Origin of the sequence: Pseudomonas fluorescens, from assembly GCF_000802965.1 — a bacterium.
GTDB classification, from domain to species: Bacteria; Pseudomonadota; Gammaproteobacteria; order Pseudomonadales; family Pseudomonadaceae; genus Aquipseudomonas; species Aquipseudomonas fluorescens_A.
Map to the genome: position 1 here is coordinate 225220 of NZ_JSAK01000008.1, position 15752 is coordinate 240971.

Below are 15752 nucleotides of genomic sequence, written 5' to 3' on the forward strand. Positions count from 1 at the left end.
GCCGAAAGCTGCGATCTTTTGCATTTATTGTGACGCAACACTCGGAGATAGAGCTTCTGGTTCCCGGTTCTGGCTCTTTCCTGTTTCTCGTCGTAATCTCAAGCCCATGCCTTTGATCACGCAGTTAATCGCCGTGCTTGTCTTCACTTGCCTGAGCTTTGCCGCTCGGGGCGAGAAATTGCGCATTGTCACGGAACCGTGGGCTCCTTACGTGTATGAGGAGAACGGCAAATCCCTCGGGCTCGACTACGAAACCACCGCGATAGTCTTCAAGCGCCTGGGGATCGAAGTCGAGTGGCAATTCCTGCCATGGAAACGTTGCCTGTCGATGCTCGAAACCGGCCAGGCCGATGGCGCCCTGGACATTTTCCACAGCGATGAGCGCGATGCGACCCTGCTCTACCCCAGCGAACCGCTCTCGGAAGTGCAATTCGTGATGTTCTACGCCAACGCACGGCCGCACCCGTTCCGCACGCTCGACGAACTGCGCGGGCTGACCATCGGCACCTCACCGGGCTACCTGTACAGCCAGAATTTCAGGGACTCGACGCTGTTCACCCGGGAACCAGCACCCAGTCATGAAGCCAACTTCGGCAAACTGGTGCGTGGGCGGATCGACCTGCTGATCACTGATCGCCGGGTCGGCCAGCATTTGCTCGACGAGCTGAACATTCGCGACAAGATCACCGAGAACCCGATCGTCATCAGCCAACAAAGCCAGTTTCTGGCAGTTCGTCGCAATGCCGGCATGGATTTGCTGGTACAGCGCTTCGGTGCCGAACTCAAACGCTTCAAACGCGAACCGGCCTACGCAGAGCTAAGCGCCCGTTATGGCGCCGACCCGGCCTCTGTCGTGAACCCGGCACGCGCCACCGCCACGACGGCGAAAACCGTTGAGCAGCAGGAAAGCGGCGCGCAGTGATTGCTCTGTTATACTCCGGCCTTCCCGCCAGGCTCACGCCCGGACGCTCGGACTTGTTCAAGGCATCTCGACCCCGCTACGGCGCAGCTTTCCAGCCCGCGCGAGCACTCCAGACGAGCTTTCAAGGCCCAGCAGGACCGGACGGGATTGCGTTCCTCTTAAACGCCATTCGCGCCAGGCAAGACTCCCATTGGGCCAAGCCCTAACTAAAACAGGATTACTCATGTCCTTTGCTTCCCTCGGTCTCTCCGAGGCTTTAGTCCGCGCCATCGAGGCAGCGGGCTATACCGAGCCTACTCCGGTGCAACAGCGGGCCATTCCCGCCGTGTTGCAAGGTCGCGACCTGATGGTCGCGGCACAGACAGGTACTGGTAAAACCGGCGGTTTCGCCCTTCCGATTCTGGAGCGGTTGTTCCCCAACGGTCACCCGGACAAATCCCAGCGTCACGGCCCGCGCCAACCGCGCGTACTGGTCCTGACCCCTACTCGCGAACTCGCGGCCCAGGTACACGAAAGCTTCAAGGTTTATGCCCGTGACCTGAAGTTCGTCAGCGCCTGCATCTTCGGCGGCGTCGGCATGAACCCGCAGGTTCAAGCCATGTCCCGTGGCGTAGACGTGCTGGTGGCCTGCCCTGGCCGCCTGCTCGATCTGGCCGGCCAAGGCAGCGTCGACTTGTCCCACGTGGAAATCCTCGTGCTGGACGAAGCCGACCGCATGCTCGACATGGGCTTCGTCCATGACGTGAAGAAGGTCCTGGCGCGTCTGCCGGCCAAACGGCAGAACCTGCTGTTCTCGGCGACCTTCTCCAAGGACATCACCGACCTCGCTGGCAAACTGCTGCACAACCCGGAACGCATCGAAGTCACGCCGCCGAACACCACGGTCGAGCGCATCGAACAGCGCGTGTTCCGCCTGCCGGCCAGCCACAAACGTTCGTTGCTGGCACACCTGATCACCGCTGGCGCCTGGGAACAGGTTCTGGTCTTCACCCGCACCAAGCACGGCGCCAACCGCCTGGCCGAGTACCTGGACAAACACGGCCTGAGCGCCGTCGCGATCCACGGCAACAAGAGCCAGAACGCCCGCACCAAAGCCCTGGCCGACTTCAAGGCCGGTGACGTGCGCATCCTGGTGGCCACCGACATCGCCGCGCGCGGCCTGGACATCGATCAGTTGCCACACGTGGTCAACTTCGAACTGCCGAACGTCGATGAAGACTACGTACACCGTATCGGCCGTACCGGCCGTGCCGGTCGTTCAGGCGAGGCGATTTCGCTGGTCGCTCCGGACGAAGAGAAGCTGCTGAAAAGCATCGAACGCATGACCAAGCAGAAAATCGCCGACGGCGACCTGATGGGCTTCGATTCGAGCGCCGTGGAAGCCGAGAAACCGGAAGTCCGCGAGCGTCCGGATGTGCGTAACCCGCGCAATCCACGTGGCCCGCGCGGCGATGGTCCGAACGGCGGCGGTGGGGGTGGCGGTCGTAAAGACAAAGGCAAGGACAAGGGCAAGGAAAAACCGGCGTCGGGCGAACGTGGCGAGCGTCCAGCCCGTCAACAAAAGCCCCGCGAAGGCACCCCGGCCCGCGAACAGCGCCAGCCAAGCCAGCCTCCACGCGCCGCGGCTGATCGCGCCCCGGACGAGTTCCTGGACGACGATGTCGATAACTTCGGTAACCGCGTCGACTACGTTCCGCAGCAGAAACCTGCCCAGGGCCGTGGTCGTCGTCCGGGTGCTCCGGCACAAGGCACGGCAGCGGGTTCGGGCGCACCACGTGGCGGCAAGCCACAGGGTCGCCAGAGCGGTCCGCGCAGCAGCGATGGCGCCAGCACCGGCACGCCGCCAGCCAAGCGCAGCGGCCCACGTAATGGCGCACCACGTGACGGCCAGGCCCGTCGCGAAGATTCGCGCAACCGCCGCCCGGCCCGTGACGAGCAGCCTCGTTCGGAACCAGCGATACAGAACCCGCGTGGCCCGGCGCCGAAGATCATGCACAAGGAGTCGAAGGCGGATCGCTTCCCGACACCTGAGCAGCTCGATCAACTGCCAAGCCGTCCTCGCGGTGAAAAACCGGCATTGCTGACCCGCAATCGCTGAGTTATCGCTGCAATAAAAATGCCCCGTACCGAAAGGTCCGGGGCATTTTTATTGACCCGCTTTTGTAGGAGCTGCCGAAGGCTGCGATCTTTTGATTTTGCTTTTTTAAATACAAGATCAAAAGATCGCAGCCTTCGGCAGCTCCTACAGGGGTTTTGTGTACGGCAATAAAAAACGCCCGCGCTCTGGAGAGCAACGGGCGTTTTTTTGTCAGGCGCGAAAGTTATTTCGCTTTGACACCTTCAAACGTTACGTACAGATCAACTGCGTCGGACGATGGGCCCAGGTCTTTCTGCTTGCCAAAATCGGAACGCTTGAGGCTGAAGGTACCCTCGAAGCCTGCACGGTAGCCGCCCCATGGATCCTTGCCTTCACCCAGGAAAGTGGCCTTGACCACGATCGGCTTGGTGACACCGAGGATCGTCAGGTCGCCAGCCACATCGGCCGTGTCTTTGCCGGCGGCGTTTTTACCGGTCGACTTGACGCTGGTGGAAACGAAGGTGGCCTTGCTGCCGTTCAGGAAGTCTTTGCTGGAGATGTGCTTGTCACGCTCAGCATTGTTGGTGAAAACGCTGGCGGTGTTCACATTGAACTCGATCTTGCTGTCTTCAGGCTTGGCGGCGTCGAAGCTGAACTTGCCGTCGATGTCCTTGAAGGTACCGGTGATGTAGCTGTAGCCCAGGTGGCTGATCTTGAAGTCAACGAAGGCGTGCTGGCCTTCTTTGTCGACGACGTAGTCAGCGGCCATTACGTTACCGGCGGACAACAGGGCGGAGCCGATTGCCAGAGCGGCCAGAGTCTTTTTCAACATACTTTGTTTTCCTTTGGAGTCGAGGTTGAACGTCAGGCTTTGCGACCCAGCATTCGCTTGAGGGTCACATCACGGTCGATAAAGTGGTGCTTCAATGCTGCCAACGCATGGAGGCCGGAAAAAATTACCAGCACCCACGCCAGGTAGAGGTGAATCACGCCAGCGGTATCTGCCTGGTCCGGTAGCCCGGAAACCAGCGCAGGTACTTCAAACAGTCCAAACACCGGGATCCCGACACCTTCTGCGGTGGAAATCAGGTAACCGGCAATCATCACAGCGAACAGACTGAGATACAGAAAGCCATGGCCGAACTTGGCGCCCAGGCGCGTCATGCGGCTATAGCTGGACAGGGTTGGCGGCGGTGGGCTGATGAAACGCCACAACACTCGCAGCAGCATCACGCCGAGCAACACCAGACCAATGCTCTTGTGCAGGTCCGGCGCGTCTTTACGCCAGGTGCTGTAGTAGTCGAGACCGACCATCCACAGCCCGAGGGCAAACAAACCGAACACGGCCAATGCCACGCCCCAATGCATGAAGATGCTGACCAAACCATAGCGGGAAGTTGAGTTACGTAGTTGCATTGCCCAAATCCTGTGAGAACTGCGACCAAGACTAAAGAGTTATCTATCGAATTAAAGCGGAAAAATTTGCTTTGAAATATCGAGAAATACGATCAAGAGTTTGAAATCGGTGAGTTAAGGAAAGATTAAAGGCGAAAGTTGGGCGGGACGCGAAACCAAATTCACAAGAACTCAATGTGGCGAGGTAGCTTGCTCCCGCTCGACTGCGCAGCAGTCGCAAACCATGTAGATAATTTCAGCTGAAAACTGCGGTTGTCGATTGTTAGGGGCCGCTTCGCAACCCAGCGGGAGAAAGCTCCCTCGCCACGGGGGATTGTTGCAGGCAAAAAAAAGCGCGGCCCTTGAGCCGCGCTTCTGTTTAACCCAAAGCCTTACTGCACTTTGGTTTCGGTAGTCGTTGCAGGCTTCTTGGCCACTTCAGCTTTTTTCGCTGGTGCCTTGGCAGGTGCCTTTTTCGCTTCAGTCTTGGCCGCTGGTTTTTTCGCCGGGGCTTTGGCCGGTGCCTTTTTGGCTGGCTCGGCTTTCACCGGTGCCGCCGGCTTCGGCGCTTCGACCGGAGCAGGTGCTGGCGTCGGTGCCGGGGCGGGTGCAGGGGCCGGAGCTGCCGGGGCAGGTTCAGGCGCCTTCACTGGCTCCGGTTTCTTCGCGTCATCCGAACCGCCAAACAGGTTGCTGAAGAAATTGCCCTTCTTCGCCGCCACCGCACCAGCGCCTGCCGCTGCAGCCGCAGTCGCTGCCGGACCGACCTTCGCCGGTTCAAACGACTTGCCCGCCGCCAGGTCTTCAACCTGACTGGCCGCGCGCTGACCGGTGCGCAGTGCACCTTCCAGAGTGCCCGGGTACATGGTATCGGTGTGCTCCCCCGCAAAGGCTACACGCTGAATCGGACGTTCCCACAGGCGCCAGAACTTGCTGATCTGACCCGGACCGAACGCCAGGTATGCGCCGCCCATCGAAGGGTCGGTGCTGTAGCGACGGATTTCATAACCGGTAAACGAGCCGCGCGCCTGTGGATAAAACGCGTGCAGGCGAATCAGTACCTGATCGACCATCTGCTTGTCGCCGAACGCCTGCATCACCCGTGCGTTGTCGCCGGACAGGTTGATCACCACGTTGGCGCCACCCTTCAAGGCAGGCTCGATCCACAACATACCGAGGCCGGTGTTGCTGTAGATCTCGCCGGACATGCGTGCTTTCGGTTCCCACACCGGGGTCTTGAACTTCAGCATGATCTGGTCGCGCCAGCCGTAGTTGGTGCCCTTGATCGCCGCCAGGTGCTGGGCGTCCAGCGACGGGGTCATCTGGATCTTGTTCAGTGCGCGCAACGGCACGGCCAGCACGACATAGTCAGCCTGATAGCCAACGCTGCCGACCTTGACGGTGACGCCGTCTTTGTCCTGGGTGATCGACGAAACCGGGGAGCTGGTCTTGATGGTTTTCAGTTGCTTGACGAAAGCCTGGGCCAGCACGGGGCTGCCACCAACCAGACGCGAAGCACGCAGGTCACGGTCGGAGACGCCACGGTAGACACTGCTTTGCTGTGCGAAGTACAGCAGCGACAGGCGCGAAGGTTCGTCATAGCGGGTACGAATCTGCTGGTTAACCAACTGACGGGCAGTGGGTGGCAGTGTCAGCCGATCCAGCCAGTTGGACACGTTGATCTGGTCCAGCGAGTGCAGCGTGTTGTTCGCCGCCGGGTTCTGCGGGTCTTCGACCGAGCGTGCCAGGTCGTCCACGGTCTTTTCGTAGCGCTTGAGCGCTTCGGCAGTGGTGGGATCCTTGGTCGCCAGGTCGGCGGCGGTGTAATACACGCCGTCGATCAGGTAGCTCGGGGTCCGAACGAATTCAGGTGCTGGCGTGGTGCTCAGCTTGAACTCCGAGACGTACTTGTTCAAAACCGGCTGGGCCTTGTCGTTGCCGATCCACTCGCTGGTCGCCATGCCGGAACGACCGCCCGGGCTCGTCTTGGCTTCCAGCAGCGTGACCTGCCAGCCCTTTTTCTGCAGTTCATAAGCAGCCGTGAGGCCCGAAACCCCGCCGCCGATCACGATCACGGTTTTATCCTTGGCCAGCGCAGACACGCTGAACAGCCCCAACATCACCAGCGCACAGGCGCGCAGCCAACCGACAGACATTCAGCGAACTCCGGAAATACACGAGAAAAATAGCGGTTTTGCGAGCCAGACGACTCAAGAACCGCGAAGGATACGTCAGCCTTCAAACGCCCGCCAGCAACGTCTATCGGCCTATACAAAGTAGCTCATTCGACACAATGGGTTGTCCCCGTGCGACGCATTGCATAGGCTTGCGCGATTGCATGTCCGCGCGCGTCACGGACCGCCTCGAGGAGAGTGAAAATGGGCCTGAATAAACAGTGGATGGAACGCGATCTCGCGGTGTTGTGGCATCCCTGCACCCAGATGAAAGATCACGAACAACTGCCGCTGATCCCGATCAAGCGCGGTGAAGGGGTCTGGCTGGAAGATTTCGAAGGCAAACGCTACCTCGACGCGGTCAGTTCCTGGTGGGTCAATGTATTCGGCCACGCCAACCCGCGCATCAACCAGCGCATCAAGGATCAGGTCGATCAACTGGAACACGTGATCCTCGCCGGTTTCAGCCATCAGCCGGTGATCGAGTTGTCCGAGCGCCTGGTGAAGATGACGCCGGAAGGCCTGACGCGGTGCTTCTACGCCGATAACGGCTCGTCCTGCATCGAAGTCGCGCTGAAAATGAGCTTTCACTACTGGCTCAACCGCGGCCAGCCGAACAAGAAGCGCTTTGTCACCCTGACCAACAGCTACCACGGCGAAACCATGGCGGCGATGTCGGTGGGCGACGTGCCGCTGTTCACCGAAACCTACAAAGCCCTGCTGCTCGACACCATCAAGGTGCCAAGTCCCGATTGCTACTTGCGCCCGGAAGGCATGAGCTGGGAAGAACACTCGCGCAATATGTTCGCGGCGATGGAACAAACCCTGGCCGAGAACCATGACACCGTTGCAGCAGTGATCGTCGAGCCGCTGATCCAGGGCGCTGGCGGCATGCGCATGTACCACCCGGTGTATCTCAAGTTGCTGCGTGAAGCCTGTGATCGCTACGGCGTGCACCTGATCCACGACGAAATCGCCGTCGGCTTCGGCCGCACCGGCACCATGTTCGCCTGCGAACAGGCCGGCATTCGCCCGGACTTCCTTTGCCTGTCCAAGGCGCTGACCGGCGGCTACCTGCCGTTGGCCGCGTGCCTGACCACCGAAGACGTCTACAGCGCTTTCTACGACGACTACCCGACCCTGCGCGCCTTCCTGCATTCCCACAGCTACACCGGCAATCCGCTGGCCTGCGCGGCGGCATTGGCGACGCTGGATATCTTCGAAGAAGACAACGTCATCGAGAACAACAAGGTGTTGGCGCAGCGTATGGCCTCCTCCACTGCGCATCTGGTCGATCATCCGAACGTCAGCGAAGTGCGCCAGACCGGCATGGTCCTGGCCATCGAGATGGTCAAGGACAAGGCCAGCAAAGAAGCTTATCCATGGCAGGAACGTCGCGGTCTGAAGGTGTTCCAGCATGCGCTGGAGCGTGGTGCCTTGCTGCGGCCGTTGGGCAGCGTGGTGTATTTCCTGCCGCCGTATGTGGTGACACCGGAGCAGATCGACTTTCTGGCTGAAGTGGCCAGCGAAGGGATCGACATTGCCACGCGTGACAGCGTCAGTGTTTCAGTCCCGAAGGACTTCCATCCGGGGTTCCGTGATCCGGGTTGACAGTCATTGCACAACCCCTGTGGCGAGGGAGCTTGCTCCCGCTGGGCTGCGAAGCGGCCCCAAAAAGAGGGACTGCTGCGCAGTCCACCGGGAGCAAGCTCCCTCGCCACAAAAGCGACTCCGATTGAATTGAGTAGAGAACCAAAATGAGACTGTCCCGCTTCTTCATCGACGCCCCCCTGAGCACCGGCGAGCACGAACTGCCCGAGGCCCAGGCCCACTACATCAGCCGCGTGCTGCGCATGGCCGAGGGCGATGCGCTGCAATTGTTCGACGGCTCGGGCCAGGAGTTTCGCGCCACGCTGGTCGAAGTCGGCAAGAAGCGCGTGGTGGTGCAAATCGATGAGCAGTTCGCCGGCCAGGTTGAGTCACCGTTGCAGATCCACCTCGGCCAGGGCCTGTCCCGTGGCGAGCGCATGGACTGGGCGATTCAGAAAGCCACCGAACTGGGCGTCACCGAAATCACACCGATTTTCAGCGACCGCTGTGAAGTCCGGCTCAAGGACGAGCGTGCCGACAAACGCCTGCTGCACTGGCGCCAGGTGGCGATCAGCGCGTGCGAGCAATGCGGGCGTTCACGGGTGCCAGTGATTCATCCGCCGGTGCTGTTGGCGGATTGGTTGAAACAGACTGAAGCTGAGTTGAAGTTGGTGCTGCATCCGGTGGCCGAGCCATTGGTGAGTCATGCCAAGCCTTCAAGCCTGGCCTTCCTGATCGGTCCTGAGGGAGGTTTGTCCGATGCCGAAGTCGAGCTGGCCAAGGCCAACCGCTTCCACGCCGCCCGCCTCGGCCCGCGGGTGTTGCGAACCGAAACGGCGCCGGTAGTTGCCCTTGCGGTTGCCCAGCAGCTTTGGGGCGATTTTTAGGCCGCCGTTGCCAGACAGCCCAGAGGACTATTGCACCGGATCACTCACTGGCTTGGCAATGATCGCCTTGAGTTCACTGGTCATCGGGAACTCAAGGTTCAAGCCCTTTGGCGGGATCGGCTGTTCAAACCAGCGTTTGTAGATACCGTTGATTTCCCCTGAACTGTAAAGATCACCCAGCGCGCTGTTAACCAGCGCAATGAATTGCGGATCGTCCTTGCGCACCACGCAGCTGTAGATTTCCCGCGACTGCTCTTCCCCGACCACCACCCACTTATGCGGGTCGTGGGCCTTGGCGCGTTCGCCGTAGAGCAGCGCATCGTCCATATAAAACGCCGCCGCCCGTCCCGTTTGCAACATCTGGAACGCTTCGCCGTGATCCTTGGCGCTAATCACGAACATGTCGATCTTGTGGTCGACGTTATAGCTCTTCAGGTAGCGCTCATTGGTGGTGCCGGCAGTGGTTACCACGTTCTTGCCACGCAGGTCGGCGAAACTCTTGATGCCGCTGTCTCTGGCCGTGAGCAACTGGCCTTTGACGTAAATGAAACCGTAGGAGAACGCCACCTGCTTCTGCCGCTCGGCGGTCACGCCTGTGGAACCACACTCCAGATCTACGGTGCCGTTCTGCACCAGCGGAATGCGGGTTTGAGAAGTCACCAGGTTGTACTGAACGTTGAGATCGGGCAACGCCAGTTGCTGCTGGATGCGTTCGACGATCTTGCCCGCCAGATCCACCGAATAACCCATCGGCTTGCCCGTGTGGTCACCCACGTAGGAGAACGGTACTGACGCATCTCGATAGCCCAGGGTGATGCTCTTGGTACTGGCGATTTTGCCCAACGTTCCGCTCAAAGGTGGTTCAGTGGCCTGGACCTGACTGCCCATCAGCAAGCCCAGGGTGCAGCCAAGCAACGTGATTTTTTTTTGCATTGTTATTCTCCGTTGTGGGTAGAGCGGTTAACGGCGGGCGGCGATCACAGTGATTTCCACCAGGATTTCAGGGCGGGCCAGTTGCGCCTGCACGGTAGTGCGGGTCGGTGCCTGGCCCGGTGACAACCACTGCGACCAGACCTCGTTCATCGCGGCGAAATCCGCGTTGATGTCCTTGAGGTAAATGGTCGCATTGAGCAGATGACTCTTGTCGCTGCCGGCCTCGGTCAACAAAGCGTCGATTTTCGCCAACACTTCACGGGTCTGGTTGCTGGCGTCAGTGGCCTCGCCCGGTACCTGTCCGGAGAGAAACACCAGATCGCCGAAAGTCACGACGCCGGACAGTCGCGAGTTGCTGTGGAGACGTTGAATGGTCATTGCAGAGTCCTCTGGAGAAACAGGAATTCACGCAGCCCGATGGCTGAAACCGTGCAGTTCGATGGAAGGTTGACCCTTGCCGATCAGCTCGCAGAGCAAGCGCGCGCTGCCACATGCCAGGGTAAAGCCCAGCGCACCATGGCCGAGATTGAGCCACAGGTTGCGATAGGCCGTGGCACCCAGCAATGGCACGCCACTGGGGGTTGCCGGACGCATTCCGGCCCATTCGACGGCCTCATCATAGGCGCCAGCATTGGCGAAGGTGTCACGAGCCTGACGCTTGATCAGGGCCAAGCGCTGCGGGTCAATCGCCGGGTCGAAACCGACGATGTCGACCATCGCCGCGATACGCAATTGCTCGCCGATGCGCGCATACACAATCTTTCGGTCGTAGTCGGTGATGCTCACATCCGGTGCCCGGTGTTCCGGGCCAATCGGTACTGTCAGGCTGTAGCCCTTGAGCGGGTACAGCGGCAATTGCAGGCCGGGTAACGCCAGCGCCGGGCTGCGATGCCCGGCGGCAATCACCAGTTGCTCCACCTCCAGGATTTCACTGCCCAATTCGATGGCGTTGACCGCGCCATTGGCGTGACGAATGCCGGTCACCGCCTGGCCCAATCGGAACTCGCAACGGCCGGAGGCTTTCAGTCGCGTTGCCAATTGCTGACAAAAGCCATGGCAATCGCCGACTTCTTCGTCCGGGGTATAAATCGCTCCGACGAAGGGTGCATCGGTTAGCGCCGGTTCCAATTGCGTACATTCGGCAGGCGACAACACCTGCTGTTGCTGCGGATCGGCCAGCCCCTTGCGGGCATGATCAAAGCTACCGGGGTTACGGAAGGTCACCAGCTTGCCGTTGCGCCGCCACTCGAAACCCGCCAGCCCATCGTCTTCTCGCCACGTCTTCAAGATGCTCTGGCTGAACAGCGCCAGCCGCAACAGATGGGCGGCATTCTCACGGTTGACCGATCGGCGGCAAGCGTTGAGGAACGACGCCATCCAGCGCCACTGTGCCGGATCCAGACGCGGACGCAGCTTCAACGGCGAGTCACCGCGCAGCATCCAGCCGATGGCTTGCAACGGCACACCGGCATCAGCCAGGGGCGCCACATAGCGATAGGACAACTGGCCACCGTTGGCGAAACTGGTTTCGCTGCCCAGGCTATCCCGGGCTTCGATCACGGTCACTTCGAATCCGTCACGCACCAGCGCATAGGCCGTTGCCAGGCCAATCACGCCACCGCCGATAATGCACACACGCTGAGCCATGTCCGTCCTTAAAACCGTTGTGAAGACGAAGTGCAGGTTAGAGCCAGGTGACAGACGCTGAACAATGCATAAAGATGCCAAACCCATAGACAAAGGTTATGGACTAGCCATGCGCCTCCGTCACATCGAGATTTTCCAGGCCATTCGCCAGACCGGCTCGATCAGCGCCGCCGCGCAGTTGCTGCACGTCTCCCAGCCGGCGGTGAGCAAGGTGCTGCAACACGCCGAGCAGCAACTGGGATTCCCGTTGTTCTTGCGGGTACGCGGTAAATTGCAAGCCACACCCGAAGCGCTGGAGTTAGAGCGCGAGGTCGACAAGGTCAGCGAAAGCCTGCAAGGCGTGCGGCGCCTGGCCCAGAGCCTGCGTCGCGAGCCGGGTCATAGCCTGCGGATTGGCGCTACCCCGGCGCTGGCCCTGTCATTGCTGCCGCCGGCCATTCACGAGTGGACCGAGCGCTATCCGGACATCGCCTGCGAACTGTCCAGCGCCCATAGCCGCGAACTGGTGCAGAACCTGCTGATGCGTGAAATTGATCTCGCCCTGACCCTGCAACGACCGGATCATCCGGGGCTCAAGGCTCAGGCGCTGGCGTCCGGTGTGCTGGTGGCTCTGGCACCATCGGGGTACTGGTCGGCGGTAGAGGCAGGCACGCCGTTGCCCCTGATGGCCCTGGCCGGCGCACCCTTGATAGGCCTGTCCAGCGCCGACCCGTTGGCGGCCCGCCTCGACAGTTACCTCGAAGCGGTCGAGCCGCCGCCCCGGGTACGCATCGCGGTGCAGACCTATTCATTGGCCCGGGCGATGGTGGAATCCGGCGCCGGTTTGGCAGTGATCGATCCGTTCACCGCACTTGGCGCCTCCTGTGCCGCGACGACGATTCGCCCGTTGACTCCGCCGCTGCCCATCACCTTGTACGCAGTCACCCGCGCTGCCGAGCCTCCTCCCCACACCTTGAATGACCTGTTGCAGGTGTTCAGCCGTCGGGCCCAGGAGCAACTGGATCGCTTGATCCCGTCGCAGCGTTAATGTGGGAACTAGCCTGTTAGCGATTGGCGGCGACGCGGTCTAAAGGACATAAAAGAAAATCGCCACAAAGTGCAGCAAACTCCCGGCGATCACGAACAAATGCCAGATCCCGTGGGCATGCCGCAGGCGATGGTCGAGGGCAAAAAAGACAATCCCCACGGTGTACAAAACCCCGCCAGTCGCCAACCACGCAAACCCGGCACTGCCCAGCGCCGCCAGCAACGGCTTGACCGCCACCAGCACAATCCAGCCCATCACCGCGTAAATCACGATCGACAGAACCCGTGCTTCGGAACGCGGCTTGATTTCCTGCAGGATGCCAATCAGCGCCAGCCCCCAAACAATCCCGAACAACGTCCAGCCCCACGGCCCGCGCAGGGTCACCAGGCAGAACGGCGTGTAACTGCCGGCGATCAGCAGGTAGATCGAAAAGTGATCGACCTTCTGCATGATCGCTTTCTTGCGCCCGCGCACGCTGTGGTACACGGTCGATGCGCTGTAAAGGGCCATCAAGGTAAAACCGTAGATCGCCACGCTGACGATCTTCCACGGGCTGCCGTCCATGCTGGCGAGCACCAGCATCCACACCACCCCGACCGTCGCCGCCACCGCCCCGACCAAATGCGTCCAGGCGTTCAATCTTTCCCCGTGATACATCGTTTACCCACCTCGACATTCATTCCCGCAGTGCGCAAGGCTCAGGCCTCAAGCGTAAAAGCGCAATGTTTCAGAAAACAAACCCTCCTGTAGGAGCCGGCTTGCTGGCGATAGGACCTCAAGTTTTACCTTGATCCTCAAGACGCCATCGCTGGCAAGCCAGCTCCCACAAAGGTCTGCGCACATCAATGTAAATAGGCACAATCGAGCCATTCGAATAAGAGTCCGCGCCATGTTGATCGACGAAGAGTTGACCCTGAAAAAACTCGAGGTGTTCCTTGCCTTCATGCGCACCGGCAACCTGGCCCGGGCCGCGGCCGAATTACAGACCAGCAATGTCAGCGTGCACCGGGCGATCCATTCCCTGGAAAGCGCCCTGCGCTGCCCGCTGTTCAAACATGAAGGCCGCAACCTGACGCCGCTGGAAAGCGCCTATGTGCTGGAAGAACGTGCGCAGAAGCTGATTCAGGACGTCGTGGAAAGCGTGCGCCTGACCCGCGAGGCCGCCGGATTTTCCGCTGAACGCTTCAAACTCGGCTCGCTGTATTCGCTGACGGTGAAGACTGTGCCGCAGCTGATCATGGGCCTGAAAATCCGCCGCAGCGAACTCAACATCGACCTGATCCTCGGCTCGAATTTCGACCTGTTGTACAAGCTCAAGAACATGGAAGTCGATGCGATCCTGGTGTCCCTGGACGACAGCATCATCGACCCGGACCTGGAGCACATTCCGCTGTTCTCCGACGATATCTTCCTCGCCACGCCCGCCGATTCGAAATTTGCCCACAGGACCGAAGTCGACCTTGCAGAAGTGCGCGACGAAACCTTCATCACCCTCACCCAGGGCTTCGCCACGCACCAGGACGGCAAACGGGTATTCGAGCAGGCGGGGTTCGAGCCGAAAGTGGCGATGCAGGTCAACGACATCTTCACCCTGCTGAGTATGGTCAGCTCGGGCGTCGGTTATGCGTTGCTGCCGGGGAGGATTGCGGCGGTGTATGAGAACCGGGTGAAGCTGATTCCATTGCAGGAGAAGTACCGGTTGCAGCAGCACATTGGTGTGGTGTTTCTCAAAGCCAAGGAGCGCGATCCAAATCTGCTGGCGTTACTGGCGGAGTGTCGGATGTATGCCAATCGCCAGGCATAAAACCCTGTGGCGAGGGAGCTTGCTCCCGCTGGGCTGCGCAGCAGACCCTTTTTTGCGGGCGCTTCGCACCCGAGCGGGAGCAAGCTCCCTCGCCACAAAAGCATTCTGGTAATTAGCCAACAATCCCGCGAACAATGAAGTACAACAACGAAGGCCCCAACAAGCACCCAAGACCGGTGTGGAACGTCGCCGTCAACGCGCCATAAGGCACCAGCCGCCGATCCGTCGCCGCCAGCCCCGCCGTCACACCGCTGACAGTCCCGGCCAAGCCGCCAAACACCATCGCCGAACGCGGGTTATCCAGGCCCATCCAGCGCGCTGCCATCGGCGTGCCGACCATCACCAGAATCGCCTTGATCAGCCCGGTGGCGATCGACAACGCCATCACATCCGAGGTCGCGCCAATCGCCGCCCCGGTCACCGGGCCGACAATGTAAGTCACCGCACCGGCACCGATGGTGGTCATGCTCACCGCATCGCGATAACCAAACACCCAGGCGATGCTCGCGCCGACAATGAACGGCAGCACCGTGCCCAACAGCAGCGCGATCACACCAATCATCCCGGCCTTTTTCGCTTCAGTGGCCTGCACTTCGAACGCCGTGGCGACGATGGCAAAGTCCCGCAGCATGGCGCCGCCCATCAGGCCAATACCGGAGAACAGCGTCAGGTCCGCCAGGCCTTTTTGCCCGCCGGTCAGGGTGCCGCCGACCCAGGCCAGGACCAGGCCAATGACAATGGCAATCGCCGAGCCGTGAATGCGCCCGAAGGTCAGGCGTTTCGAGAGGATGACCGACACCCACATGATCACGCCGACGAAGGCGAATGCAGTGACCAGGCCGTTATGTTCCAGCCCTTTCTCGATGAGATCCCACATATCAGCGACCTCCTACGGGTGTGCCAACGGGGCTCAACTCTTCGGGCTCATCGGGCAAGGGTTCGCCCTTGTGGGTCCGACTGATCAAGGCAATGGTGCAACCGCAGATCACCACCGAACCAATCGCCGCCAGCACCGCTACCGGGCCGCCGTGCAGCGCCGTGACGACGTTCTGTTGCGCGGCCATTGCCACCACCACCGGAATGTACATGGCGCCCCAGAAGCCGACGCCCATCTCGCAATCCTTGGTCATGCCGCCGCGCTTTTGCATCCACAACCGCGCGCAGATCAACAGGATCATCGCGATCCCGACCCCGCCGACATTGGACTTCACGCCCAGCAACACGCCGAGCATGTCACCCATGATCACCCCTGCCAGCGTACAAATCGCCAACAGCGCCACACCGTAAATAATCATT

15 protein-coding genes are annotated in these 15752 nt (G+C 60.5%); 6 read left to right on the forward strand and 9 right to left on the reverse strand.

Translation table 11 applies throughout. From position 1 onward, the window contains the following. The first annotated feature begins 106 nt into the window (after nucleotides 1–106). Nucleotides 107–922 (forward strand): substrate-binding periplasmic protein, encoded by an 816-nt coding sequence (locus NL64_RS07510; protein ID WP_034147513.1) that lies wholly within the window; start codon nucleotides 107–109, stop codon nucleotides 920–922. Nucleotides 923–1145: 223 nt separating this feature from the next. Next, nucleotides 1146–3020, forward strand: coding sequence for a DEAD/DEAH box helicase (locus tag NL64_RS07515; protein WP_034147514.1), 1875 nt, complete (start codon nucleotides 1146–1148; stop codon nucleotides 3018–3020). A gap of 223 nt (nucleotides 3021–3243) precedes the next feature. On the opposite strand, the gene NL64_RS07520 is transcribed toward NL64_RS07515, so the two are convergent. The 3 genes from NL64_RS07520 to NL64_RS07530 form a co-directional block, all read right to left on the reverse strand. Continuing rightward, entirely contained in the window at nucleotides 3244–3831 is a 588-nt protein-coding gene (locus NL64_RS07520) for a YceI family protein (RefSeq protein WP_034147515.1), read from the reverse strand. A gap of 32 nt (nucleotides 3832–3863) precedes the next feature. After that, nucleotides 3864–4415, reverse strand: a complete 552-nt coding sequence (locus tag NL64_RS07525; protein ID WP_034147516.1) for a cytochrome b — start codon at nucleotides 4413–4415, stop codon at nucleotides 3864–3866. A gap of 371 nt (nucleotides 4416–4786) precedes the next feature. Further along, nucleotides 4787–6550: a flavin monoamine oxidase family protein gene (locus NL64_RS07530; RefSeq protein ID WP_034147517.1), complete on the reverse strand. Its 1764-nt coding sequence runs from the start codon at nucleotides 6548–6550 to the stop codon at nucleotides 4787–4789. Nucleotides 6551–6772: 222 nt separating this feature from the next. On the opposite strand from NL64_RS07530, the gene NL64_RS07535 reads away from it, so the two are divergent. Together NL64_RS07535 and NL64_RS07540 are read left to right on the forward strand one after the other, a co-directional pair. Beyond that, on the forward strand, nucleotides 6773–8179 hold the full coding sequence (locus tag NL64_RS07535) for an adenosylmethionine--8-amino-7-oxononanoate transaminase (protein WP_034147518.1): 1407 nt from the start codon (nucleotides 6773–6775) through the stop codon (nucleotides 8177–8179). 146 nt (nucleotides 8180–8325) lie between these two features. After that, nucleotides 8326–9045: a 16S rRNA (uracil(1498)-N(3))-methyltransferase gene (locus tag NL64_RS07540; RefSeq protein ID WP_034147519.1), complete on the forward strand. Its 720-nt coding sequence runs from the start codon at nucleotides 8326–8328 to the stop codon at nucleotides 9043–9045. Between the two features lie 27 nt (nucleotides 9046–9072). Here NL64_RS07540 and NL64_RS07545 read toward each other — a convergent pair whose 3' ends face one another. From NL64_RS07545 to NL64_RS07555, 3 genes are all read right to left on the reverse strand, one after another. Continuing rightward, nucleotides 9073–9933: a transporter substrate-binding domain-containing protein gene (locus tag NL64_RS07545; RefSeq protein WP_253277066.1), complete on the reverse strand. Its 861-nt coding sequence runs from the start codon at nucleotides 9931–9933 to the stop codon at nucleotides 9073–9075. A 72-nt stretch (nucleotides 9934–10005) separates the two neighbouring features. Continuing rightward, nucleotides 10006–10356, reverse strand: coding sequence for a RidA family protein (locus NL64_RS07550; RefSeq protein ID WP_034147521.1), 351 nt, complete (start codon nucleotides 10354–10356; stop codon nucleotides 10006–10008). Nucleotides 10357–10383: 27 nt separating this feature from the next. Continuing rightward, nucleotides 10384–11625: a D-amino acid dehydrogenase gene (locus NL64_RS07555; RefSeq protein WP_034147522.1), complete on the reverse strand. Its 1242-nt coding sequence runs from the start codon at nucleotides 11623–11625 to the stop codon at nucleotides 10384–10386. 109 nt (nucleotides 11626–11734) lie between these two features. Here NL64_RS07555 and NL64_RS07560 point away from each other — a divergent pair, with 109 nt between their 5' ends. Next, nucleotides 11735–12652, forward strand: coding sequence for a LysR family transcriptional regulator (locus NL64_RS07560; protein ID WP_034147523.1), 918 nt, complete (start codon nucleotides 11735–11737; stop codon nucleotides 12650–12652). Nucleotides 12653–12691: 39 nt separating this feature from the next. Here the strand turns inward: NL64_RS07560 and trhA are convergent, their stop codons facing one another. Next, nucleotides 12692–13309: a PAQR family membrane homeostasis protein TrhA gene (gene trhA / locus NL64_RS07565; protein ID WP_034147524.1), complete on the reverse strand. Its 618-nt coding sequence runs from the start codon at nucleotides 13307–13309 to the stop codon at nucleotides 12692–12694. Between the two features lie 232 nt (nucleotides 13310–13541). Between trhA and NL64_RS07570 the strand changes: the two genes are divergently transcribed. Beyond that, the gene (locus tag NL64_RS07570) at nucleotides 13542–14456 is read left to right on the forward strand and encodes a LysR family transcriptional regulator (protein WP_034147525.1); all 915 of its coding nucleotides are present in this window, start codon (nucleotides 13542–13544) and stop codon (nucleotides 14454–14456) included. Nucleotides 14457–14568: 112 nt separating this feature from the next. On the opposite strand, the gene madM is transcribed toward NL64_RS07570, so the two are convergent. Continuing rightward, nucleotides 14569–15333, reverse strand: coding sequence for a malonate transporter subunit MadM (gene madM / locus NL64_RS07575; protein ID WP_034147526.1), 765 nt, complete (start codon nucleotides 15331–15333; stop codon nucleotides 14569–14571). A gap of 1 nt (nucleotide 15334) precedes the next feature. Next, nucleotides 15335–15751 carry a malonate transporter subunit MadL gene (madL, locus tag NL64_RS07580; protein ID WP_034147527.1) on the reverse strand — a complete coding sequence of 139 codons (417 nt, stop codon included), beginning with the start codon at nucleotides 15749–15751 and terminating at the stop codon, nucleotides 15335–15337. Between the last annotated feature and the right edge of the window lies 1 nt (nucleotide 15752).